27 protein-coding genes and 1 tRNA gene are annotated in these 21,208 nt (G+C 42.8%); 21 read left to right on the top strand and 7 right to left on the bottom strand.

The window, feature by feature from the left end:
- Nucleotides 1–216: 216 nt before the first annotated feature.
- From mgtE to ACKA06_RS06155, 5 genes are all read left to right on the top strand, one after another.
- Nucleotides 217–1,614, top strand: coding sequence for a magnesium transporter (mgtE, locus tag ACKA06_RS06175; RefSeq protein WP_058298261.1), 1,398 nt, complete (start codon nucleotides 217–219; stop codon nucleotides 1,612–1,614).
- 21 nt (nucleotides 1,615–1,635) lie between these two features.
- Entirely contained in the window at nucleotides 1,636–3,498 is a 1,863-nt protein-coding gene (locus ACKA06_RS06170) for a monovalent cation:proton antiporter family protein (RefSeq protein ID WP_032089131.1), read from the top strand.
- A gap of 90 nt (nucleotides 3,499–3,588) precedes the next feature.
- Complete coding sequence (locus tag ACKA06_RS06165) at nucleotides 3,589–4,107, top strand: DinB family protein (RefSeq protein WP_081941191.1); 519 nt, start codon at nucleotides 3,589–3,591, stop codon at nucleotides 4,105–4,107.
- Between the two features lie 74 nt (nucleotides 4,108–4,181).
- Nucleotides 4,182–4,958: an enoyl-ACP reductase FabI gene (fabI, locus tag ACKA06_RS06160; protein ID WP_058298264.1), complete on the top strand. Its 777-nt coding sequence runs from the start codon at nucleotides 4,182–4,184 to the stop codon at nucleotides 4,956–4,958.
- Nucleotides 4,959–5,398: 440 nt separating this feature from the next.
- A complete protein-coding gene (locus ACKA06_RS06155; protein WP_032089128.1) occupies nucleotides 5,399–5,908 on the top strand; it encodes a CotO family spore coat protein in 510 nt (169 codons plus the stop codon).
- 54 nt (nucleotides 5,909–5,962) lie between these two features.
- Here the strand turns inward: ACKA06_RS06155 and ACKA06_RS06150 are convergent, their stop codons facing one another.
- A complete protein-coding gene (locus ACKA06_RS06150) occupies nucleotides 5,963–6,445 on the bottom strand; it encodes a CotY/CotZ family spore coat protein (protein ID WP_032089127.1) in 483 nt (160 codons plus the stop codon).
- A 136-nt stretch (nucleotides 6,446–6,581) separates the two neighbouring features.
- Between ACKA06_RS06150 and ACKA06_RS06145 the strand changes: the two genes are divergently transcribed.
- The 10 genes from ACKA06_RS06145 to ACKA06_RS06100 all read left to right on the top strand — a co-directional run bounded on the left by ACKA06_RS06145 (nucleotide 6,582) and on the right by ACKA06_RS06100 (nucleotide 12,222).
- Nucleotides 6,582–6,941, top strand: coding sequence for a DUF1360 domain-containing protein (locus tag ACKA06_RS06145; RefSeq protein WP_032089126.1), 360 nt, complete (start codon nucleotides 6,582–6,584; stop codon nucleotides 6,939–6,941).
- A gap of 269 nt (nucleotides 6,942–7,210) precedes the next feature.
- Entirely contained in the window at nucleotides 7,211–7,678 is a 468-nt protein-coding gene (locus tag ACKA06_RS06140; protein ID WP_032089125.1) for a sporulation protein, read from the top strand.
- Between the two features lie 12 nt (nucleotides 7,679–7,690).
- The gene (spoVAC, locus tag ACKA06_RS06135; RefSeq protein ID WP_032089124.1) at nucleotides 7,691–8,161 is read left to right on the top strand and encodes a stage V sporulation protein AC; all 471 of its coding nucleotides are present in this window, start codon (nucleotides 7,691–7,693) and stop codon (nucleotides 8,159–8,161) included.
- Nucleotides 8,161–9,177, top strand: coding sequence for a stage V sporulation protein AD (spoVAD, locus tag ACKA06_RS06130; RefSeq protein WP_064565112.1), 1,017 nt, complete (start codon nucleotides 8,161–8,163; stop codon nucleotides 9,175–9,177). Before spoVAC ends, spoVAD begins: the two co-directional genes overlap by 1 nt.
- Nucleotides 9,178–9,195: 18 nt before the next feature.
- Entirely contained in the window at nucleotides 9,196–9,552 is a 357-nt protein-coding gene (gene spoVAE / locus ACKA06_RS06125; RefSeq protein ID WP_032089122.1) for a stage V sporulation protein AE, read from the top strand.
- Nucleotides 9,553–9,567: 15 nt separating this feature from the next.
- Entirely contained in the window at nucleotides 9,568–10,266 is a 699-nt protein-coding gene (locus ACKA06_RS06120) for a DUF421 domain-containing protein (RefSeq protein ID WP_032089121.1), read from the top strand.
- A gap of 72 nt (nucleotides 10,267–10,338) precedes the next feature.
- On the top strand, nucleotides 10,339–10,464 hold the full coding sequence (locus tag ACKA06_RS06115; RefSeq protein ID WP_081941189.1) for a YjcZ family sporulation protein: 126 nt from the start codon (nucleotides 10,339–10,341) through the stop codon (nucleotides 10,462–10,464).
- A 122-nt stretch (nucleotides 10,465–10,586) separates the two neighbouring features.
- Nucleotides 10,587–10,847 carry a stage VI sporulation protein F gene (locus ACKA06_RS06110; RefSeq protein WP_032089120.1) on the top strand — a complete coding sequence of 87 codons (261 nt, stop codon included), beginning with the start codon at nucleotides 10,587–10,589 and terminating at the stop codon, nucleotides 10,845–10,847.
- A gap of 120 nt (nucleotides 10,848–10,967) precedes the next feature.
- Nucleotides 10,968–11,255 carry a hypothetical protein gene (locus ACKA06_RS06105; RefSeq protein ID WP_411159286.1) on the top strand — a complete coding sequence of 96 codons (288 nt, stop codon included), beginning with the start codon at nucleotides 10,968–10,970 and terminating at the stop codon, nucleotides 11,253–11,255.
- Between the two features lie 70 nt (nucleotides 11,256–11,325).
- Nucleotides 11,326–12,222: an MBL fold metallo-hydrolase gene (locus ACKA06_RS06100; protein WP_032089118.1), complete on the top strand. Its 897-nt coding sequence runs from the start codon at nucleotides 11,326–11,328 to the stop codon at nucleotides 12,220–12,222.
- A 7-nt stretch (nucleotides 12,223–12,229) separates the two neighbouring features.
- On the opposite strand, the gene ACKA06_RS06095 is transcribed toward ACKA06_RS06100, so the two are convergent.
- The 4 genes from ACKA06_RS06095 to ACKA06_RS06080 form a co-directional block, all read right to left on the bottom strand.
- The gene (locus ACKA06_RS06095) at nucleotides 12,230–12,904 is read right to left on the bottom strand and encodes a DUF421 domain-containing protein (RefSeq protein WP_197670687.1); all 675 of its coding nucleotides are present in this window, start codon (nucleotides 12,902–12,904) and stop codon (nucleotides 12,230–12,232) included.
- 135 nt (nucleotides 12,905–13,039) lie between these two features.
- Nucleotides 13,040–13,465: a GNAT family N-acetyltransferase gene (locus tag ACKA06_RS06090; protein ID WP_032089154.1), complete on the bottom strand. Its 426-nt coding sequence runs from the start codon at nucleotides 13,463–13,465 to the stop codon at nucleotides 13,040–13,042.
- A gap of 5 nt (nucleotides 13,466–13,470) precedes the next feature.
- Entirely contained in the window at nucleotides 13,471–13,986 is a 516-nt protein-coding gene (locus tag ACKA06_RS06085; RefSeq protein WP_032089117.1) for a YjcG family protein, read from the bottom strand.
- Nucleotides 13,987–14,160: 174 nt separating this feature from the next.
- Entirely contained in the window at nucleotides 14,161–14,886 is a 726-nt protein-coding gene (locus ACKA06_RS06080) for an alpha/beta hydrolase (protein WP_032089116.1), read from the bottom strand.
- 149 nt (nucleotides 14,887–15,035) lie between these two features.
- Here ACKA06_RS06080 and ACKA06_RS06075 point away from each other — a divergent pair, with 149 nt between their 5' ends.
- The 4 genes from ACKA06_RS06075 (at nucleotide 15,036) to ACKA06_RS06060 (ending at nucleotide 19,471) form a co-directional block, all read left to right on the top strand.
- A complete protein-coding gene (locus ACKA06_RS06075; RefSeq protein WP_411159285.1) occupies nucleotides 15,036–15,590 on the top strand; it encodes a phosphatidylglycerophosphatase A family protein in 555 nt (184 codons plus the stop codon).
- Between the two features lie 315 nt (nucleotides 15,591–15,905).
- Nucleotides 15,906–16,892, top strand: a complete 987-nt coding sequence (locus ACKA06_RS06070; protein WP_411159284.1) for a TAXI family TRAP transporter solute-binding subunit — start codon at nucleotides 15,906–15,908, stop codon at nucleotides 16,890–16,892.
- Between the two features lie 85 nt (nucleotides 16,893–16,977).
- Nucleotides 16,978–17,499 carry a DUF1850 domain-containing protein gene (locus ACKA06_RS06065; protein ID WP_032089113.1) on the top strand — a complete coding sequence of 174 codons (522 nt, stop codon included), beginning with the start codon at nucleotides 16,978–16,980 and terminating at the stop codon, nucleotides 17,497–17,499.
- Nucleotides 17,486–19,471, top strand: coding sequence for a TRAP transporter permease (locus ACKA06_RS06060; RefSeq protein WP_411159283.1), 1,986 nt, complete (start codon nucleotides 17,486–17,488; stop codon nucleotides 19,469–19,471). Before ACKA06_RS06065 ends, ACKA06_RS06060 begins: the two co-directional genes overlap by 14 nt.
- Nucleotides 19,472–19,498: 27 nt before the next feature.
- On the opposite strand, the gene ACKA06_RS06055 is transcribed toward ACKA06_RS06060, so the two are convergent.
- Nucleotides 19,499–19,735, bottom strand: coding sequence for a hypothetical protein (locus tag ACKA06_RS06055; protein WP_032089111.1), 237 nt, complete (start codon nucleotides 19,733–19,735; stop codon nucleotides 19,499–19,501).
- A 149-nt stretch (nucleotides 19,736–19,884) separates the two neighbouring features.
- Here ACKA06_RS06055 and ACKA06_RS06050 point away from each other — a divergent pair.
- Nucleotides 19,885–19,957, top strand: a tRNA-Val gene (locus tag ACKA06_RS06050).
- 113 nt (nucleotides 19,958–20,070) lie between these two features.
- On the opposite strand, the gene ACKA06_RS06045 is transcribed toward ACKA06_RS06050, so the two are convergent.
- A complete protein-coding gene (locus ACKA06_RS06045; RefSeq protein ID WP_169792807.1) occupies nucleotides 20,071–20,247 on the bottom strand; it encodes a hypothetical protein in 177 nt (58 codons plus the stop codon).
- Nucleotides 20,248–20,540: 293 nt separating this feature from the next.
- On the opposite strand from ACKA06_RS06045, the gene cspD reads away from it, so the two are divergent.
- Complete coding sequence (gene cspD / locus ACKA06_RS06040) at nucleotides 20,541–20,741, top strand: cold-shock protein CspD (protein WP_032089110.1); 201 nt, start codon at nucleotides 20,541–20,543, stop codon at nucleotides 20,739–20,741.
- Nucleotides 20,742–21,208: the final 467 nt, after the last annotated feature.

Raw genomic sequence — 21,208 nt, 5'->3', positions numbered from 1 at the left:
CTTTCTCTGAAACGGGAAACTTTTTTCTTTTCATTTCAGTAGTTTTGTGACATATTAATGATTCAGTGTTTGAAAAAACGTGAGTATTTATTCGTTTTGAGATCATTACCAATATTACCAGATCGAATGCCCCGGTTAATGCAAGACAATTGAAAGAAGATTTGCTAGTATTATTACGACTATATGAGATTAACATATAAAGGAGGGTGAGCCTTAATGGAAGAAGCAGTCAAAGATCAAAACAATGAAAAAGAAAAGCAGGATAAAGAAATGTATGATGAAGAGCTTCTCATTAGAGCCCTCAGGCAGGAAGATTTAGATTTATTCAGGTCTGAATTCACTCAGTTACACTCCTATGATCAGGCAAAATTCTTCTCGAAAGTCGAAGATGAACTGAGGACCAGGCTGTACCATTATCTCTCTCCGGAAGAAATGGCTGAACTATTCGAAAGCCTGGATATAGATGAAGAAGATTATCAGGAAATACTTGCGGAGATGAACCCGTCATATGCTGCCGAAATGTTATCAAACATGTATGCGGATGACGCAGTCGACGTATTGAATGAACTTGATAAGGAACAGGTGGTAAGCTATCTTACCATCATGGATGATGAATCGGCCAAAGAAATTAAAGAGCTCCTTCATTATGAAGAGTACACTGCAGGAAGTATCATGACGACCGAATTTGTCGCCATTTCCCAAAATCAGACGGTCAGATCTGCCATGTATATCCTTAAGAATGAAGCCCCGAATGCAGAAACCATTTATTATATTTATGTAGTAGACGATGATAAGAAGCTCGTGGGGGTTATCTCGTTAAGGGATCTTATCATCAGCCATGATGACGTCATGATATCTGAAATCATGAGTGAAAGGGTCATGTCAGTCGGGGTGAGCGAGGATCAGGAGGCTGTTGCAAGACAAATGAAAGACTATGACTTCCTTGCCTTGCCCGTGGTGGACTTTCAGCATCATCTCCTCGGGATCATCACAGTCGATGATATCATGGATGTCATGGAAGAAGAAGCTTCAGATGACTACTCCAAGCTTGCCGGTATCGCCGACTTGGATTCCATTGACAGAAACCCTTTTAATGCCGCAAAGAAGCGTCTGCCATGGCTGATTGCGTTATTATTTCTCGGTATGATCACAGCGAATCTCATCGGGCGGTTCGAAGCGACGCTCGATAAAGTCGCCATTTTGGCAGTTTTTATCCCGCTTATAGCAGGGATGGCAGGAAACACAGGTACTCAGGCCCTGGCGGTTGCTGTCCGGGGAATCGCTACAGGAGATTTGGAGAAAGAAAACAAGCTCTCCCTTGTCCTGCGTGAAGCAGGTACTGGGCTCATAACAGGAACGACATGCGGGATCGTTGTCAGTCTGATTGTCTATGTGTGGAAAGGTACATTTTTCCTCGGTATGCTGGTCGGGGTTTCCGTCTTCATTTCCTTATTTGTTGCTACGTTGGCAGGAACGCTTGTACCTCTGTTCATGCATAAGTTGAAAGTCGATCCCGCAGTCGCCTCCGGTCCATTCATCACGACGATCAACGATATCATCAGCACCCTGATCTATTTAGGGCTTGCTACGCTATTTTTAAACTACCTTATATAGAAAGAAAAGGGGGAGAGTATGATGGAACAGCATGCTTCTGTAACGTCACTGGTTATTGTGATCATTGTTGCCTTTTTGACGCCGATATTGCTGCATCGTTTTAAATTGAATTTCATCCCTGTGGTCATTGCCGAAATCATCATGGGCCTTGTGATAGGGAAAAGTGGATTCAACCTTGTCCAACAAGATATGTGGCTCGAAACTTTATCCACTTTCGGTTTCATCTTTTTGATGTTTTTAAGTGGATTGGAAATTGATTTCAAGGCATTCTCAAATAGTAAGACCAAAAAAGAAATCCTCCCGAGCGGAAAGGAAGAGCCTAACCGACTGCTGGTGGCAAGCATCATTTTCATCGGCATATTCTTCGTTTCTCTTGGGCTGTCCTATTTATTCGTCCTGTTTGGTCTCATAGAGAATGCTTTCCTTATGACCTTGATTATATCGACAATTTCATTGGGAGTAGTCGTTCCGACCCTGAAGGAAGCACAGATCTCAAAAACCGCCATTGGTCAAATCATCTTATTGATCGCCGTCATAGCAGATCTGGTCACCATGATCCTTCTTGCTGTATTTGTTTCACTGTACGGTGAAGGACATGGCAGCATGTGGCTTCTGCTGGTGCTGTTCGGTGTAGGAGTGCTTCTGTATCTGTTGGGCAAACGTATGAAAAACAACAATTTCATCAAAAGCTTGTCCACGGGAACGGTCCAAATAGGGACACGTGCCGTATTCACGCTGATTATTCTGCTTGTCGCGGTATCTGAAACAGTCGGGGCGGAGAATATCCTGGGGGCCTTCCTTGCAGGTGTATTGGTGTCATTACTCGCTCCAAATCAGGAAATGGTGCAGAAACTGGATTCTTTCGGTTATGGTTTTCTGATACCGATCTTTTTCGTAATGGTCGGGGTTGAACTGGATCTGATGACCTTGCTGAGTGATAAGAAGATGCTTCTTTTGATCCCGCTGCTCCTGCTTGCTTTCCTGATTTCAAAGCTTCTGCCGGTGTATTTGTTGAAAAAATGGTACGATACAAAGACGACAATCGCTTCCGCGTTCCTGTTGACATCGACACTCTCCCTGGTAATTGCCGCAGCTAAAATCGCTGAGAGAATGGAGATCATAACACCGCAAATGAGTGGTACGCTGATACTTGTGGCTGTCATTGCCTGTATCATCACACCGATTGTCTTTAAGAAGCTGTTCCCTCGGGAAAGTGCAACTGAAAAGAAACTGAACGTCGTATTTCTTGGGGCAAATCAAATGACATTGCCTGCTTCGAGGGAGCTGCAATCGTCCCTGTATGATTCAACCCTTTATCATACGATTCAGGATAAATCGGATAAAAATATTGCAGACTCATTGTTCAATATCAATGAAATTGAGAATTACGAACTTGATACCCTGGATGGACTTGGTATATTCGAAGCTGATATCCTTGTGATTTCCACAGGGGATGAAGAAGCGAATGCCACACTATCCGTCGCAGCAAAAGAAAGAGGTGTCGAGCGGGTCATCGTTCGTGTCGAAAGCCCTGATCTGCATGAATCACTCAAGGAACAGGAGATTGAGGTTTACTCTGTATTCCTTTCAACAAAAGCGTTATTGAGAGCGATGATTGAATCTCCATCGGTGATGAATATCCTCACGAACCAGGAAATGTCGCTATATGAAATCAAGATGCTCAACAGCCAGTTTGAAGGGATGACATTAAGAAAATTCCCATTTACAGGGGATGTCATTTTCGTCCGTATTTTCAGGGGCAAAGATTCCATTGTCCCTCACGGTGATACAGAACTTCATATGAATGACCGGTTGATCGTTACCGGCTCTAAGGAATATGTAGATGAACTGAAACGTGAACTAGAGTTCTGTGAGTATTGCTAGTCTATAAACAAGGCTCTCCGGTGACACCGGAGGGCCTTTACTTTTTTGTGAATAAAGGATTTTACGTGGTGAATACCTAATTAGTTACATATGCAGAATAATAAGGAGATGATGAGAATGTGGGAAATTAACGTAAAAGACATAAGAAAGAAGCTGGAAGAAAGTTTCGAGGCTTTGACATTCGAAGAGCTGAATGAAAAGCCGGCACCAGGTGAGTGGAGCATTGCCCAAATCGTCCTTCATTTGGCGGGTGCTGAGACACGCTTTATGAAACTCGCTTTGGAAGCTGCAGAAAGTCAGCAGGTAATGGAAGGGGAAGAGGTTGATTTAAGTGTATTTGAAGATAAAAATAAAAAACTCAAGGCACCAATCGATCCGCCGGAAGATCCTCAAACAAGGGAGCAATTATTGACCGCCCTTCATACATCAAGAAGGCTGACTGATCAATTCCTTGAGGGGCATACGGAAGATTCGCTTTCCGGTAAGACTATGGATCATCATCGATTCGGCATCATGCCGGTATGGCAGGTACTCGAGCTTCTGGGAAGGCACGAAGAGCGTCATATCCATCAAATACAAGAGACTAAAAACAAGATATCAATGAAATGAACCTTTTCTTTTTTTCAAGTTTCATGTAGAATTAGTATCAGGTACTAATAACTTGTAATAATAGGAGGATAAATATGACTCTTTCATTAAAAGGCAAAACATATGTTGTCATGGGAGTTGCCAATAAACGCAGTATCGCCTGGGGAATTGCGCGTTCACTTCATCAATCAGGTGCGCGGGTGGTATTTACATATGCTGGAGAACGTTTTGAAAAAGGTGTCAAAGATCTTGCAGGGACATTGGAAGGCGGAGAAGAGTCTCTATTCTTCCCGTGTGATGTAACAAGTGACGAAGACATCGACAAATGCTTCTCTTCAATAAAGGAAGAAGTGGGAGTGATCCATGGCCTTGCGCACTGCATCGCGTTTGCGAATAAAGAAGAGCTTGCCGGGGACTATATGAACACAACAAGGGACGGTTTCCTTCTCGCGCATAATATCAGTTCATATTCCCTCACTGCCGTGGCAAAGGCAGCGAAGGATTTAATGACGGAAGGCGGAAGCATCGTATCGATGACGTATCTGGGCGGCGAACGTGTCATGCAGAACTATAACGTCATGGGAGTAGCAAAGGCCTCTCTTGAAGCAAGTGTTAAATATCTTGCCAGTGACCTTGGCAAACACGGCATCCGTGTCAATGCGATTTCTGCCGGCCCGATCCGCACCCTTTCCGCTAAGGGAGTGGGGGATTTCAACTCCATCCTTAAAGAAATCGAAGAGCGTGCACCGCTGAGACGCAATACAACACAGGAAGAAGTAGGAGATACAGCCGTATTCCTATTCAGCGACCTTTCAAGGGGAATCACAGGGGAAAACCTCCACGTCGATTCCGGGTATCATATCCTTGGGTAATGAAAGTTAAACCCCGCCGGTATTAGTGCCGGCGGGGTTTTTTCATGTAGAAAAGTGTCATACTCGTTAGTGATATAAGAGTATGGAGTATTTCCATGCTTTACCTCGTGACGGAATTATCGGCAGATTTGAAAGATTAAAGGGTGAAATTGAAAGATTAATGGTAAAAATTCAAAGATAATCGGAATAAATTCGAAAATTAATGAGCCAAAACGAAAGATTCCTTCAAACTTGTTTGATAACACCGGTTAGCCAGCTGAAAAGAATAGATCAATGAACGATAATCCTGTATATGTCCTTCAAGCCTCCATCAAACCCCCATCACCATCCATTTTACTCGGTCTTCTGAGTGATTTCCGGCGGTTTTTTATCCCAAAAACGAAACTGACGTGCACCAATTGCATACATATAAAAGTGGAGAAGAATTGGAGGTGTGCTTCATGAAAAAAGATAAGTCATCAAATAAAGAACCGTTGTTATACATTCAACAGCCAAAGCTTCAGGAAGTCAAAGGGAATATGCAAGTGGTCTATCGTTCCTCGAAACGGAAAGAGAAAAAAGAGGCTGATTCGCCAAGCCCGATTGAAAACAAAGCCGTCCATCACAAAGTAGATTCTGAAACAGCAAATCCAGTCCCTGTATCAAAAATTGATAAAGAAGCCAGACCGGTCCCTGAGGCTGCCAGGGAGGAATCCCAGTCTTCCATGCAGGCGTTCAGAAGGCTGCCCCCCTTCAAGGAATTGACCCTGGATGAAAAACTTGACTACATTACTGCAAGCATCAACGGAAAAGTGCCATTCCCATGTGAATTCAGTACTGATACTGACACCTATAAAGGGGTGCTTATCTCAATGTGGGAATCAGCAATTAAAATAAAAACCTTCCGCGGTGATGAAGTAGAGGTTGCAAGGGACTCATTAAAATCCATCAAAATGATCGGCTTGCAATAAAAGAAGCCAGACGGGAAATTCCCGGCTGGCTTTAATCTTCGTTACTCTGACTTATCAGTCTTCACATAAGTCGACAAACACATCTTTGATGCATTGAATCGCACAGAAGCAATCAAGGTCAACAGTGATACAGTCCCCTGTTAATTCCCATTCGCTCATCATTGTATCTGCATCTTCAAGATCGTCGCCTCTGCCGCCTCCGCCTGATCCACCGTGGTGATGGTGCTCTGGCTTCACTACTTGCAATGTAGCACAGCAATTATCGAAGATGTCCTTCACCCGGAAAAATGGTGATTTCCAAGGCTTTCCTTTGATGTGTGCTTTGAATGTATCACCGTTCTTCAGATAAAGCTTGAAGATACGTGTATTTACACGGTTAGCAGGGCTGACCATTGTTCCCAGTGGCTCAAGGAAACAGTCATTACGGCATTCGTTGCATTCGTCACCAGCATCTTGAATGTCTTTGATAGCGCGCACAGCTTGACATACACAGCCGAGATCTTTTTTACCAAAATCTCTATCTCTTCCGCAACCCATATAAAGTTCCTCCTTAAAATAAATTTCATTTACATTACTAACATATTGTCAGGTAGGCAATTAGGTAACGGACATCTGCCCTCTTTTAAAAATTTGGGCTTGTATATATTTACTAATATAGAAAGGGCGATGATAAATGGATTTATCATTGGTACAGCTCCTGGCCCTTGGTTTTGCCATCTTCCGGATGACGCATCTGATTGTCTTCGATAAAATAACAGAATGGATGCGGGCTCCCTTTTTTGATGAAGTGAAAGAAGTGGAGGATGGGGTGGAAGAAATATACCTCATACCCAAAACGACCGGATTGAAAGGCTTTATCGGTCAACTGCTATCCTGTTATTGGTGCACAGGAATCTGGGTAAGCTTATTCTTATACGGCGGTTATCTGCTGTTCCCAGTCATATTCGGTCCACTCACCACTTTGTTGGCTGTGGCCGGTGTGGCAGCAATCATTGAAGCTGCCGTACAGTACTGGAATAGAGAATCGGTGTAGGTAATTAGTGGAAACAAGCACGCTTTCTTTTACATATAATGAATCATTCTTATGCAAAAGGAGGCAATGCAATTGAAAAAAACCTCTATGGATAATGTGATTAAATCAACAAATACTGCAACAAATAAAAAGAAAAAAGGCGGATGCGGCTGCGGTTCGAAATCAAAGAAAAAATAGATTGCTCATTAAGAGCAGTCTTTTTTTTTACATAAAATCAGACTTTAAGAAAAAAATAAAGAATGATGATAAACAAAAAAGAGGGATCATGTATGAAAAATTATTTACTGGCAGGGATCATCAGTCTCTTAATGATTGCAGGCTGCTCGAACAAAGAGGATGGAGAGGAGAGTAAAATCGCTCTCTTGAAGACAACCGATCCAGAGCCTGTTGAACTGGTGGATCATCCTGAAACGGAAAGCTTCGGCCATGCGATTAAAAAAGAATTGGCCAAGAAGAAGGAACTTTATGATGTAGCAGTGATTCAAAGTAAGGAACAAACACTTGTGGTATACAAAGTGAAGCATTTGCAGCGCTTTAAAATGAAAAAGATTGAAAAGGATATGGAGAAATTACTTGAAGATAAGCATCCAGGTGAAGACTTCATTTTATCAAGTGATTACAAAATCTTTCTGGAAACTGTCCGCTTAAAAGAACAAATCCAGCAGAAAACGATTTCCAAGAAAGAAGCTGAAAAAGAATTCAAGGATATCATCGAGCTTCAGAAGGAAAAGACGTAGGAGGGATTCTCTGTGGGAAAGACACCCAAAACCCCCGAACAGCAGAAGTATGAAAAAATTGAAAAACAATATGAAACGAAAAGGCCGTTGTTGAAAAATGTTATAAAGGCATTTTTTGTAGGCGGAGCCATTTGCCTGATCGGGCAGGCAGTAAGTTATTTCTATATTTATTTTTTTAATTTCACTGAGCAGACTGCCGGGAATCCGACAGTCGCTACTATGGTCTTTTTCGCCATGATTCTGACTGGATTCGGCATCTACGATCACCTCGGACAATTCGGAGGTGCAGGGAGCGCAGTGCCGGTAACAGGATTTGGCAATGCAGTCATATCAGCGGCAATTGAACATAAAACAGAAGGCTATGTCCTTGGTGTAGGCGGGAATATCTTTAAACTGGCTGGTTCTGTCATTGTTTTCGGTGTTTTCTCTGCATTTGTTGTGGCGCTGATAAAGACATTATTAATCCAGTGGGGGTTGATTTGATGCTTAAAGGAGGAAGATCATGGATTTTCGAGAAGCAGCCTGCGATCTTATCAACAGGCGTCGTGGGAGGACCATTCGAAAAACAGGGTAAACTATCTGATGACTTTGACCGCTTTTTTGATGATTTATGGATGGGACAAGACTCATATGAAAAAGCAAACCGCACCCTAATTGAGGATGCAGTGCAGATTGCGCTGGACAAACAAAAACTGCAAAAAGAAGATGTCCAATTTTTCCTGACGGGCGACCTGATCAACCAAATCACTCCCTCAAGCTTTGCTGCACGCACCTTTTCCTTTCCTTACTTTGGATTGTTCGGAGCTTGTTCAACTTCAATGGAAGGGCTTGCACTTGCCGCTTTTCTGGTCAATCATCAAGGGGCGGAAAAAGTAGTGACCGGGGCCTCAAGTCATAATTCTGCAACTGAAAAGCAATTTCGCTATCCGACTGAGTACGGAGGGCAAAAGCCCCCGACAGCACAATGGACCGTAACAGGAGCAGGATATGCAGTAGTCGGCAATGGCACGGATATCACCTCTCCAGCACCGAGGGTGACATCCGCTACAATTGGGAAAGTCATCGACCTTGGTTTATCAGATCCCTTTAATATGGGGGGGGCAATGGCACCTGCAGCAGCGGATACAATGACGGGCCATTTTCAGGATCTGGGAAGAGACCCTTCTTATTACGATTTAATCGTAACCGGTGATCTTGCAGCCATTGGCAGACAGACGGCGATGGAGCTGATGAAGGAAAACGGATACACCTTGACAGAACAGCAGTATAAGGATTGCGGACTCCTCATTTATGGAGAAGACCAGCCGGTTCAATCGGGGGCAAGCGGACCTGGCTGTTCAGCCGCTGTCCTTTATGGGCATCTGCTGAATGAAATGAAAAAAGGTACGTATAAGAGGATCCTGGTAGTCGCGACCGGCGCCCTGCTGTCGCCCCTTACCTTCCAGCAGGGAGAAACCATTCCTTGTATTGCACATGCCGTTTCCATTGAATTTGTATAGGATAGGGAGGTAGTAAACATGTTAGCGATGTTCTTTTGGTCGTTTGTTATAGGAGGAATCATCTGTGTCATCGGACAGCTATTGTTTGATGTTGCAAAAATGACACCGGCTCATACATTGAGCCTGCTCGTGGTTGCAGGCGCCATTCTTTCGGGTTTTGGGCTATACGAGCCGCTGATCGATTTTGCAGGGGCAGGGGCAACAATCCCGATTACCAGCTTCGGAAATTCCCTTGTGAACGGTGCCATGCAGGAATCACAGGAGCATGGACTTGTAGGTGTATTGACCGGGATGTTTGAAGTAACAAGTTCAGGCATTTCCGCAGCGATCGTCTTTGGTTTCATTGGGGCGCTCCTTTTTAAACCGAAGGGATAGCAGGGGGTGTATGAGATGCCGGAATATTTAGAAGTTGCAGCCAGAAGTTCATTTATCCTTCTTTCACTGTTCTTTATTACAAAGCTTCTTGGGAAAAAACAGCTGTCCAAATTATCATTTTTCGAGTATATAACGGGTATAACCGTCGGGAGTATTGCAGGAACCCTCTCGATGGATCTTGGCCTGCCGCTCAGTGAAGGCCTTATGAGTATCCTGCTTTGGTTTTCATTCCCGCTTGTGTTTTCTTTCATCTCTCTTAAAAGCAGCAAATTCAGGAGATTTGCTGAAGGGAAGCCTTCTGTTTTCATTAAAGATGGACAAATCGATGAAAAAGCACTGCGTAAAGAAAAGTATTCCGTAGATGAATTGCTTGAACAATTGAGGAAGAAAGATGTCTTCAGAGCCGCGGATGTTGAATTTGCCACGCTGGATACGAATGGAGACCTCAGCGTGATGCTGAAAAAAGAAAAACAGCCACTGGTAAAAGAAGATATATTGTCCCTTTTTCAGAGGGCCACACCCCCGCAGGCTGTGATCATTGATGGGAAAATTGATGATGCAGCACTGAAGGCGGTTGGATTTGATAAGCCATGGCTGTTAAAGGAACTTTTGAAAAGGAAGCTTGACTTCGAGGCAGTATTCCTGGCACAGGCGGACAGTGAAGGGAATTTGACCCTCGATTTGTACAATTGGACAAACACACAACAAAATTGAAAAAAGCCCATACGGAATATCCCTCACTTACATATGTTATAAGTGACTAAAGGTAAAGTGAGGTGAAGCTGAATGCCTTACGGATATGGATATGGTGGCTGCGGATATGGCGGCTATGGCGGCGGCTATGGTTCTACTTTTGTATTGATCGTCGTCTTATTTATCTTGTTGATCATCGTTGGAGCTAGCTTCTGCTAATCATGAAGCAGAATAAAGGCAGAATCCTCTTTATGAGGGATCCTGTCTTTTTTTCTTGGAATACTCACGCTCTCCATTTTTATACATATGATACTTATAGTTAAAAGGGAGGCGGTTTACTCATGAACAATAATTTCTTCAAAAATCTCGAGCAGAAGACAGGCGTGAATATGAACGAAGTGCTGGAGCTTGCAAACTCACTGCAAAATGCGAATTTCAAGGATGAAGCGACAGTCAGGAAAGTCATTAAACGTGTTTCGAAAATTGCCAACAAACCAGTTAATAAAGAGATGGAAGATAAGATCGTCAAGTCAATCGTAAACGATGGAAAGCAGCTGGATTTTGGGACTATATCCAATATGCTCAACAAAGGGAAGAAATAATTTTTTGAAAGAGAATGGACATAAAAGAACGTTGAGACACGTACTTTATGTTAATTCTCTTTTTATTTTTACCCGGGGTTAAAAAAATGGCATCGCGGGTAAACCCATTATAAGGAGGTCATGAATATGGGCTATATCGCTCCAATTCCACACTTTCAATATAGACAATATCAAGAAAGGGAAATGAAGGTGAATAAACACCCATTCCGGTTCTTTCCCGTTCAGCCGGCCAGGGCACTGAAAAATAACCGCGAAGAAACCTTCAGTGAAGAAATGCGCATATACGAGGACAATGAACACAAGAAAAATCTTTCAGCCACGAAAAGAAGACCCCAAAAGAACATGATTCCACAGGAATTATTAGCGGAAGTGACAGGAAAAGGGACCTACTTTAACGAATACGTATAAAGTAAAGGACCGCTGTCTGTATTCACAAACAGTACGAGCCTTGCAGCATTGTACTGAAAGGATGAATGAATTGAAGCTTCAACAGTTTAATGAGAATTGCTATGCTTTCACCGGCGTCGTGAATATCGGTTATTGCCAAAAGGAAGGTAAAGGACTCCTTATAGACACCGGACTGGATGAGTCGGCAATCAAGAAAATCCTGAAAATGGTCAAACAACAAGAACTTCCTCTGGATTACTGCATCATCACTCATGCCCACGCAGACCATTTTGGCGGCGCCGCATACTTGAAGAAAGTGACCGGGATACCGCTTTACTGCCCTCCCATGGAATCAGCCATCATCGAAAATCCGCTTCTCGAACCAATTTATCTATTCAATGGCGCCAATCCGATTAAGGAATTAAGAAATAAATTTCTTGAAGGCCCTTCAGTCAAAGTAGATTTCCATATTGAATCCGGAGAGAATAGGATCGGTCCATTTATGTTCCAGGCTTTGGATCTTCCAGGCCACTCCTATGCCCAGGCAGGCTTGTTGATAGAAGATATCCTATACGCCTCAGACAGTTACTTCGGAACAGAATCTCTGGAAAAACATGTGATCCCATTTATTATCGATGCGGACCAGACCTTGGCAACATTGGAAAAACTCCTTCACATTAAATGCAAAGGAGCAATACCGGGACATGGTCCATATGAGGAAAACTTCAGCGATACCGTACGTATGAATCAAAGAGTCCATGAAGAACGGATCCATACTCTATATCAACTGATTGAAAGCAAAGGAGTAGGTGAAACCCTGGAGAGTCTGACCACACAATTCCTGGCATTACATAAACTTGATGTTAAAAACATGGGTCAGTGGCTGCTGTTCCGCACTTCCGTGACTGCTTATTTAACAAGCCTGGAACGTCAGGGGCGGATAAAGTTTTACGTAAAGGATAATGAACCCAGGGTGGCGATAGCCTGACTGTTGTTTAGTACCCTTGAACCAATAGACTTTCTCCTTCTTTCCATTCTGCAAACATGACTTCTTTATGTGATTGAAATCCATGTTTATTTATTTCTTGTATCAGCCATTCTTCTTGCTGGTGCACGATTTTTAAATTATCATAAACAATTTCACCGTCCACAATCAACGAGAGCGGAAGGCTTACTTGAGTTGGCTGGATATTCAAATCTGACCGCTGTACATTTTCGAACAAAGGTTTCTTAAGGACGCTTAATGTCCCATTTGTTTCTAATAATGCATACTCACATTCCCTTATGGAAAAAATATCCTTTGCCCTTAGTAAATGCTGAAGCTGATTTAAATCTAGATTATTTTTCTTTAACTGCTGGAAATCTATTTTTCCTTTATTGATCACTATGGCCGGAGTCCCTTCCAAAACATGGCGGAGCCTTCTGGATTTCTGTGTAATGAACTCTGTAGCAAATATTAAAAAACCCCAGATGAAAATGGCCGCAAGGATCTGCCAGACACTTATTTCGTTATCATAAAGGGAATTCCCTACCAATTCGCCCAATATCAATGCAGAAATAAAATCAAAGGCAGAAATCTGGGTGATTTGGGTCTTACCTAAAATTTTCGTTAAAAACAAAAGGGCGAAATAGCCGACAACAAGCTCAACGGCTATTGACATGTACTCCATAATATCCCTCCCCATATATTTCTTCATTATCGTCCAGTGCAAGTACCTTTATACTTGAGTCATTTGTATTTAGATAAAAAAAGATCAATCCTCCCATATAAAGGGTGATTGATCTTTTTTGTCTTGCATGCTTGATTAAGAGATTGTTTTAATCATTGTTCTGTGGGGGATCCCTGCATCCATGAATTCCTCAGAGACAACCTCATAACCTAATCCTTCATAAAAGGGAATCGCATAGGTCTGCGCATTGAGTTTAAGGTTGGAAATGGAACGCCCTGAAGCGTATTGCTCAATGGCCTGCATGATCTCCCTGCCTGCCCCTTTACCGCGGAGGCTCTTCAACACACAGATACGTTCCACTTTTCCGATCCCGTCCAGCAGACGGAATCTTCCTGCGCCGGCGGGCCGGTCCCCGTCATACAAAATGAAGTGGGTCGATTGATTTTCATGTTCATCGATTTCTTCTTCCAAAGGCACATTCTGTTCCTGCACAAACACGGTTTTCCTTACACTGAAAACTTCTTCAAGCTGTGATTCCGATTGAGCGATTTCTACGTTCAACTGCATTAGTCCTTTCCGAGGCGGAATGTTTCATATACTGTCCATGAACCATTCTCCAGCTGATAGAGGAGATGGAAGCGGTCGACCGTTTCTTCGTGATCCACACCCAGCATGCTCAGCGAACCAAAAATATCGGAATGTTCATCGTTTGAAAGTTTTTGTGCAATCGTGATGTGAGGGACGAAAGCGAATTCAGGCTCATCGTCCAATACGTCCTGTTTATGCATGTCATGATGCAGCCCTTCCAGTTCAGGGGTAGGGTCCACTTTGAAATAAATGACATTGTTCACCGGCTGGAATGAGCTGACCTTATAAACCTTCAAGTTAAAAGGGTCATATTTTTTTGCTACGTTCCTTAATTTATCGGCGATATCTTTTATTTGATCATCATCAGCAGAGAACACATTTTTAAGGGTCAAATGCGGCGGAATCAAAGCGTAATGAGGATCGTAGCGTTTACGGTACGAATTTGCTAAATCCTGAAGCTTTTTTGATGGGAAAACGACAACACCATAGTTCATTGTCTTCAAACCTCCTCCAGATACTGTTACTTGTAAAAGCAATTAATATAAATATAGTATAGCAAATTTTTCAAAAATTTAATATAGGACGAACGAAAGGGAACTTCTCCCACTGATAATTCAGCTTTTCTAAAGTGTGGGAGAATTCACTTTCATGGCGTCTTTATGATCATTTCACCCAAACATCATGGGAAGTGCCCGTTTCAGGTCCGGCTGCCAGTGTTTCCATGTGTGGTCACCTTCGAATTCTTCATAGAAAGTGGTGAATTTCTTTTCGTTGAACAGTTCATGGAGCTGGCGGTTTGGCGTAAGGAAGTCTTTTACTTTCCCATTGGTTGTTTTCACTTCGGTTTCTTTGGTTCCAATTACATGATAAATATTCAAAAGATGGGGATGAGCAAAGTTTTCAACTTCATCCAGTACTTTTTCATTTACAAGCGGTGATTGAAGAATGACCTTTCCAAAGGTATTGGGATATTTCAAGGCGGTCATCAGAGATACAGTCGCCCCTAATGAATCCCCGATAAGCGCACGTCCCATTCCCATATGATAAGTCGGATAATGCTCATCAAGATAAGGGACAAGTTCATGGGCCAGGAAACGGATATAAGCGTCATTTTCTTCTCCGTGAGGGTGATACTTTCTTCTTCTATCTTCTACATCTTTATATGGTACGCCTACAATGATCATGTTTTCTATTTCTTTGTTATTCAAAAATTCATCTGCAAGACGCGGGATCCTTCCGAGCTGGAAATAGTCCTTGCCGTCCTGCGCAATCAATATAGAATATTTATAAAGAGGAGAAAAAGTCGCAGGGAGATACACAAGCATCCTTATCTCCTCATTCAGCTCTTTACTAAAGAGGTTCAATTCATTCACAGCACCTCTGTTAACAGTCATACATAACCCTCCTGATTCTCTTCGATAACGTTTACAAAAAGATTGTATCACAATCTTTCATTTAAATCCTTCAAGCAGATTAGGATGAGAAAATTCTAAAAAATGTTATAATTCTACTATGGAAGACAAGTCAGAAAGGGGTACATACAATGCACAAGCCGATTCATTCAAAAGAAGTCACACAGGCAGCACTCCAGAAACTTCAGGACAGGGGAGTCATGATAGAAGATATCGCTGAAATCGTATATGAAATGCAGTTCCCGTACCATTCTGAGTTGGAAATGGAAGATTGTATAGACAGCGTGAAAAAAGTACTTTTGAAAAGGGAAATCCAGCATGCCATTTTAGTCGGGGTGGAATTGGACCAGCTGGCTGAGAAGAAGATGCTTTCAGAACCCCTCCAATCAATCGTCGAAACCGACGAAGGGCTTTTCGGAGTGGATGAAACGATTGCGCTTGGGGCAGCCCTTGGCTATGGAAGTATTGCGGTAACGACCTTCGGCCATTTAGATAAAAATAAGATAGGCATCATACGTGATCTTGATACTAAAAATGGCAATGGGATTCACACCTTCCTGGATGATATTATCGCAAGTATCGCCGCGAACGCTTCTTCACGGATCGCACACAGCCTTCGGGACAAGGAAGAAAACATTTCAAGCGAAGACAAAAAACAATTTGAGGATGAAGAATTAATCGGATAAGATACCCTGATGTATAACAGTTTGACTGAATGGCCATTCAGGCCATTCAGTCTTTTTTATGTGGACATTCATCTGTTTCCAGTGAATATCCAGAGTATATAATGGAAACGCTTTATACATTTTCCATGCATTTTACAACTGAGAGTAAGGGTGAAATATAGCGCTGAATCTGATGTTGCACGGGATGGATGTGGGATGGAGGGTTTTTTTATGAAAAAAATTATAAGTTTATGTATCCTGTTTGACAAGAATGTTACAGTTTGTGATACAATTGATTACGGGAAAGTAGAAAATTTAATAGGGGGGGAACAGATTATGAAAAAACGCAGTTTATTCTTAAGCACTGCCTTGCTTCTTATTCTTACTGCCGTACTTGCGGCATGCGGAGGCGGAGCTGGCGGTGGAAGTTCCGATGGTGATGAAAAAGTAGACTTCATCGGAATCGCTACAGGAGGAACCGGCGGTACATACTATCCGCTTGGAGGTACCTTCGCAAAAATCATTGAAGATGAAACCGGGATCAAAGCTTCGGCATCCACTTCCGGTGCATCTGCCGAGAACATGGCTTCAATCAAAGATGGTAAAACTGAAATCGCTTTTACACAAACAGATATAGCTTCATATGCTTCAGAAGGTACGCAAATGTTCTCTGATAACAAAGTAGAGAATGCACGCGGTATCGCCACTTTATATCCTGAAACGATCCAAATCGTAACAACTAAGAAATCCGGCATCAAATCGGTTGAAGATCTAAAAGGGAAAGTCGTTTCAGTAGGTGAAGCTGGTTCAGGTACACTTTTGAACGCAGAACAGATCCTTGAAATCCACGGTATGAAACTTGAAGACCTTGAAGCCCGCAACCTATCTTTCGATGATTCTACAACTGGTATCCAGGATGGAACAATCGATGCGGCATTCATCACATCTGGTACCCCTACAGGAGCGGTAGAAGGACTTGCTGCGACTGAAGATATCTCAATCGTACCTGTTGATTCAGCTAAGATTGCAGAACTTATCGAGAAATATCCATACTATGCAGAGGATGAAATCCCTGCCGGTACGTACAGTAAAGTGGATGAAGCCATTACGACCGTCGCTGTACGCGCAATGCTTGTAACAAATGCAGATATCTCTGAAGATGTCATTTATGATGTAACAAAAGCAATTTTTGAAAATACAGATCAGATCACCCATGCTAAAGGAAAGCTGATCAAAGCTGAAAATGGATTAAAAGGTATGGGTATCGAATTGCATCCGGGAGCAAAGAAATATTTTGATGAAAAAGGTATTTCAGCAGAATAATTGATTCACCCCGAGATGAACAAAGGATAGGCCGCTTATCACGGTCTATTCTTTTGTTTTGAAGAAATGGAAAGGGGGAGGAGCGATGAAAAGGAAATACATGTTATGGAGCGCTCTCCTTTTTCTTATTCTCACGTCATTCATTTTTCTTCCCTTACAAACATTCCTGGTGATAGAACCAAGGGAGTACGAAGACAAACCCGCTTATTTCTCGATCAGTAAAGATCAATCATTTTCAATCCTCTATACCCATTCCATCCACCTGTCAGAGGTAGAGGAAATCTATCGCCAAACACCTGCAAATAACATACGTCAAACAAAACTGTTATACGAAGACACAGCGATCGGAATGCCTTCCGACGCAGAAGGCCGGGAAGTATTCAGCAGAACAAAAGATGGCAGGTATGCCATTTCGAATATGGACAGGGAATTCCCGTTCATCGACATACAGATCGGACAAGTAGTGGCTAATCACCGGCTTGTCTACGACGGTGAAGTATATCCCTTGAAAGAGTATTTCAAAGAGGGGGCCATCGTTAGAATGCATTTTAAAAAAGTATCGCTGTTCAGCCAATGGAAAGGAGTGATTGTTGTTGGAAAAAGATAAAAAATTTGAGTCTCTCACTGCAGAACAACAACAAGAATTATTAGAAAAATATGATCCTGAATCTTCTACGAGAAAATTGGAGAGCGGACTGTTTAAATGGATCATATTTTTTGGTCTATTAGCATTCTCATTATTTCAATTGACGGCATCCATATTTCAATTCATACCAAGGCAATTATTACTGTCGATTCATCTAGGTTTCGCATTATCTCTAGTATTCCTTCTTTTCCCTGCAAGGAAAAAGAACTTGAAACTAAATAAGCTTGCGTGGTATGACGTCGTATTGGCGGCCATTTCCGTCTGTATCGGTGCATATTGGCCGATCATGCAGGATGATATCGTGAGCCGGGTTGGGCTTATGACCAGCCTGGATTTTTACGTCGGACTTGCAGCCATCATATTGGTTCTGGAAGCCACGAGACGTGCCGTGGGGCTGCCGATTACGATAATAGCCTCAGCCTTCCTTTTATACATGTATTATGGAAGGCAGATGCCTGGTTTCCTTTCACATCGCGGCTATGACTGGGATGACATTGTTAAAACGATGTTCTTTACGTCTGAAGGGATCCTCGGTACGCCTTTATACGTATCTGCCACCTTCATTTTCCTCTTCCTGTTATTCGGAGCATTCCTTGTCAAGACAGGAGTAGGTCAATACTTTAATGATCTGGCTGTAGCCATCGCGGGTAAACGTACTGGTGGACCGGCAAAAGTCGCCATCTTCTCGAGTGCCCTTCAAGGAACTATAAGCGGAAGCTCTGTGGCGAACGTCGTGACTTCGGGTTCCTTTACCATTCCTATGATGAAAAAAATGGGATATCGTAAAGAATTCGCCGGTGGTGTAGAAGCTGCAGCATCTACAGGAGGTCAGCTCATGCCTCCTATAATGGGTGCGGCTGCTTTCCTGATGGTTGAATTCATAGGCGGGATTTCTTACTGGGATATTGCGAAAGCCGCAGCTATTCCAGCCGTATTATACTTTACAGGAATTTGGATCATGACTCACTTTGAAGCCAAGCGACTCGGTTTGCGAGGTTTATCAGATGAAGAAATGCCGAACAAAAAAGAAGTATTGAAGAAAATTTATCTTCTGCTTCCGATACTGACTGTCATCATTTTACTCGTTAGTGGAATGAGTGTCATGAGGGCGGCACTGTGGTCAATCGTTGCCACGATCGCAATCAGTGCCATACGTAAAGATACGAGGATCGGATTCAAGGACGCTGTGGATGCACTCGTCGACGGTGCGCGAACTGCTCTTTCTGTTGCCGTGGCAACAGCCGCCGCGGGGATCATCGTCGGGGTGGTAACAAAGACAGGATTAGGTTTGACGCTTGCCAACGGTCTTGTTGATTTGGCAGCCGACTTAACGAGTTCAGCACAAGGGAAACTGCTTCTGACTCTGTTCTTTACGATGATTGCATCGATTGTTCTGGGGATGGGTTCACCGACTACTGCGAATTATGTCATTACGTCCACCATTGCTGCACCTGCCATCATCCTGCTGGGAGCACCGGAACTATCCGCACATTTATTTGTGTTCTACTTTGGGATTATTGCGGACATCACACCGCCGGTTGCGCTTGCAGCATTTGCCGCTGCCGGGGTATCCGGGGGTGAACCGATAAGGACGGGAGTCAACTCCGCAAAACTTGCCATAGCGGCGTTCATCATACCGTATATGTTCGTGCTGTCACCCGAACTGTTGATGATCGATACAACTGTCACTCAATTATTGTGGGTTGTATTTACTGCAGTGACAGGCATGATTGCCATTGGTGCAGGAATGATCGGTTATTGGTTCCGTAGACTCTTTGTAATTGAACGCTTCCTTTGTGTGGCAGCAGGACTGATGCTCATTTATCCTGAAGGGATGACTGATATCTTCGGTTTAGTATCATTCGGAGTTCTGTTGGCAATTCAATTCCTCATTAAAAGGGAAGACAAACGTCCTAAGCAAGCAACTGCATAAATGTAATAAGAGGGTGACCGATAGCGGTCACCCTCTTTTAATAGGGGAAAGGCGCTCTTTATATTTCATCGGCGGATAAGCAGCAAGGATACAATCGAGCCGGAAAGTACGAAGCTGTTTTCGAAGGAAGCAATAGGCAGTCACAGAATCCATATTCACTTTTTTAATGATGACTTTCCGTTTCGTGGTGTTACAATGGTCGGTCATATAGATAATTTCAATCGGTGCCTGTTCAGTGAGTGAACGTGTAAGAAGCTTGTTCATGCTGATCGTCCTTTCTAACGTGATACCAACAGTATATGCGAACACTTGTTCTTGTATACATATAGTCTATAAATTTTTCGACAAAATATTCATAAGAATATATTGACATTACTTCAATTCGCGCTATAATAATAAATGTAGTTTAAATCGATCTGTTAGCTCAGCTGGGAGAGCATCACCTTGACAGGGTGGGGGTCGGGGGTTCAAGTCCCTCACAGGTCATCATAAAAAAAGCCGCCGTCCCATTAAATGGGACGGCGGCTTTTTTTGCTGCTCAGTACAAATTTTGCGTATAAAAAAAGCTGCAGGATTGGTGGATCTGCAGCTTCAGGCTCTTATTCGCCACTGGTCAATTCTTCTTCAAAGTAAAAGGTACCAGGATGTTCTTTGACGATATACGAATAGCGTTTCATATTTTTAACGTATTGGGATTTCAAAATCGTGACTGTTTCCCCAGTTTCTTTAATCGTAGCCGAAGATCCATTAGGAAACAAACTTTTAGTGGATTTCATATGACACTTCCTTTCAACTACTTTTATTATACCATATAATAATTCAACTATTGCCGAAAGCAATAATGATATTTTAACATCGAAAGTTAAAGCAGTCAGGGGTGTCTTGAATAGTAAGTCGTCTGACTTTATAAACTGGGCTCATGTTTACTTGCTTATTTTTTAGAATCCTGTTATTCTATAGAAGAATTATTTTTGTCCGGTATACGAGGGAAGAACAAGATTTGATTTTTCACCTGATATCGCAAGAATAGTAATACATTGTGTGCTAAGCACATTAGGAGGCATTTTTCATGGAAAATGGTAAAGTAAAATGGTTTAACGCAGAAAAAGGTTTTGGATTCATCGAAGTAGAAGGTGGAGACGATGTATTCGTACACTTCTCAGCGATCCAAGGTGAAGGTTTCAAATCACTTGACGAAGGTCAAGAAGTTTCTTTCGACATCGAACAAGGTGCTCGTGGACCACAAGCAGCTAACGTTGTTAAGAAATAATTGATTTTAAACTTCCAAAACAGGCTCATCTCTGATGGGTCTGTTTTTTTGTGTGTGCCAGGCATGCGCACAATCTACAGGGTTCAAGTCCCGAGCCGTGAAGGCAGTAGTAACGGTTAGCTGAAGACAAGGGTGTCTGGGGTGACCCAGAATCTGAAGGAAGTCGGAGGCAAATCTCCGCCCCTAGGAACACGAACTTCATCAGGCTACATACACTTGGGCGAGACTGCACAACAAGTCAAAGTCCTTACTGCCAAAGGGTGTATGAAGTAAATGAAGAGGGGACATGGAGAGGAAGAGTGTGTGCTTACCCTGGGAGGTCTGATCGGCATGCGGTGCTCTCACCGTAACCGGATATGCGAATGTCCGCTGAACGATCAGAAGTCAGCCGAGGTCATAGTAGTGGGAACTTCTAGAATTCCCATGAAGGACCGAATCATTTAAGAAGAATGGCGCTTCGCGTACGC

It is taken from the genome of Rossellomorea oryzaecorticis, assembly GCF_045897515.1.
GTDB lineage: Bacteria > Bacillota > Bacilli > Bacillales > Bacillaceae_B > Rossellomorea > Rossellomorea enclensis.
The sequence above is the reverse complement of the archived record's forward strand: the minus strand, read 5'-3'. Positions and strand labels throughout refer to the sequence as shown.

What these genes read in the sequence shown, in the direction of transcription:
- ACKA06_RS06070 (WP_411159284.1), top strand. Translation starts at nt 15,906, where the DNA reads ATGAAAAAACGCAGTTTATTCTTAAGCACTGCCTTGCTTCTTATTCTT.
- ACKA06_RS06110 (WP_032089120.1), top strand. Translation starts at nt 10,587, where the DNA reads ATGAACAATAATTTCTTCAAAAATCTCGAGCAGAAGACAGGCGTGAAT.
- fabI (WP_058298264.1), top strand. Translation starts at nt 4,182, where the DNA reads ATGACTCTTTCATTAAAAGGCAAAACATATGTTGTCATGGGAGTTGCC.
- ACKA06_RS06105 (WP_411159286.1), top strand. Translation starts at nt 10,968, where the DNA reads ATGAATATGGGCTATATCGCTCCAATTCCACACTTTCAATATAGACAA.
- ACKA06_RS06080 (WP_032089116.1), bottom strand. Translation starts at nt 14,886, where the DNA reads ATGACTGTTAACAGAGGTGCTGTGAATGAATTGAACCTCTTTAGTAAA.
- ACKA06_RS06055 (WP_032089111.1), bottom strand. Translation starts at nt 19,735, where the DNA reads ATGAACAAGCTTCTTACACGTTCACTCACTGAACAGGCACCGATTGAA.
- ACKA06_RS06165 (WP_081941191.1), top strand. Translation starts at nt 3,589, where the DNA reads ATGCAGAATAATAAGGAGATGATGAGAATGTGGGAAATTAACGTAAAA.
- cspD (WP_032089110.1), top strand. Translation starts at nt 20,541, where the DNA reads ATGGAAAATGGTAAAGTAAAATGGTTTAACGCAGAAAAAGGTTTTGGA.
- ACKA06_RS06170 (WP_032089131.1), top strand. Translation starts at nt 1,636, where the DNA reads ATGGAACAGCATGCTTCTGTAACGTCACTGGTTATTGTGATCATTGTT.
- ACKA06_RS06155 (WP_032089128.1), top strand. Translation starts at nt 5,399, where the DNA reads ATGAAAAAAGATAAGTCATCAAATAAAGAACCGTTGTTATACATTCAA.
- spoVAE (WP_032089122.1), top strand. Translation starts at nt 9,196, where the DNA reads ATGTTAGCGATGTTCTTTTGGTCGTTTGTTATAGGAGGAATCATCTGT.
- mgtE (WP_058298261.1), top strand. Translation starts at nt 217, where the DNA reads ATGGAAGAAGCAGTCAAAGATCAAAACAATGAAAAAGAAAAGCAGGAT.
- ACKA06_RS06045 (WP_169792807.1), bottom strand. Translation starts at nt 20,247, where the DNA reads ATGAAATCCACTAAAAGTTTGTTTCCTAATGGATCTTCGGCTACGATT.
- ACKA06_RS06120 (WP_032089121.1), top strand. Translation starts at nt 9,568, where the DNA reads ATGCCGGAATATTTAGAAGTTGCAGCCAGAAGTTCATTTATCCTTCTT.
- ACKA06_RS06140 (WP_032089125.1), top strand. Translation starts at nt 7,211, where the DNA reads ATGAAAAATTATTTACTGGCAGGGATCATCAGTCTCTTAATGATTGCA.
- ACKA06_RS06145 (WP_032089126.1), top strand. Translation starts at nt 6,582, where the DNA reads ATGGATTTATCATTGGTACAGCTCCTGGCCCTTGGTTTTGCCATCTTC.
- ACKA06_RS06065 (WP_032089113.1), top strand. Translation starts at nt 16,978, where the DNA reads ATGAAAAGGAAATACATGTTATGGAGCGCTCTCCTTTTTCTTATTCTC.
- spoVAD (WP_064565112.1), top strand. Translation starts at nt 8,161, where the DNA reads ATGCTTAAAGGAGGAAGATCATGGATTTTCGAGAAGCAGCCTGCGATC.
- ACKA06_RS06095 (WP_197670687.1), bottom strand. Translation starts at nt 12,904, where the DNA reads ATGGAGTACATGTCAATAGCCGTTGAGCTTGTTGTCGGCTATTTCGCC.
- ACKA06_RS06075 (WP_411159285.1), top strand. Translation starts at nt 15,036, where the DNA reads ATGCACAAGCCGATTCATTCAAAAGAAGTCACACAGGCAGCACTCCAG.
- ACKA06_RS06115 (WP_081941189.1), top strand. Translation starts at nt 10,339, where the DNA reads ATGCCTTACGGATATGGATATGGTGGCTGCGGATATGGCGGCTATGGC.
- ACKA06_RS06085 (WP_032089117.1), bottom strand. Translation starts at nt 13,986, where the DNA reads ATGAACTATGGTGTTGTCGTTTTCCCATCAAAAAAGCTTCAGGATTTA.
- ACKA06_RS06150 (WP_032089127.1), bottom strand. Translation starts at nt 6,445, where the DNA reads ATGGGTTGCGGAAGAGATAGAGATTTTGGTAAAAAAGATCTCGGCTGT.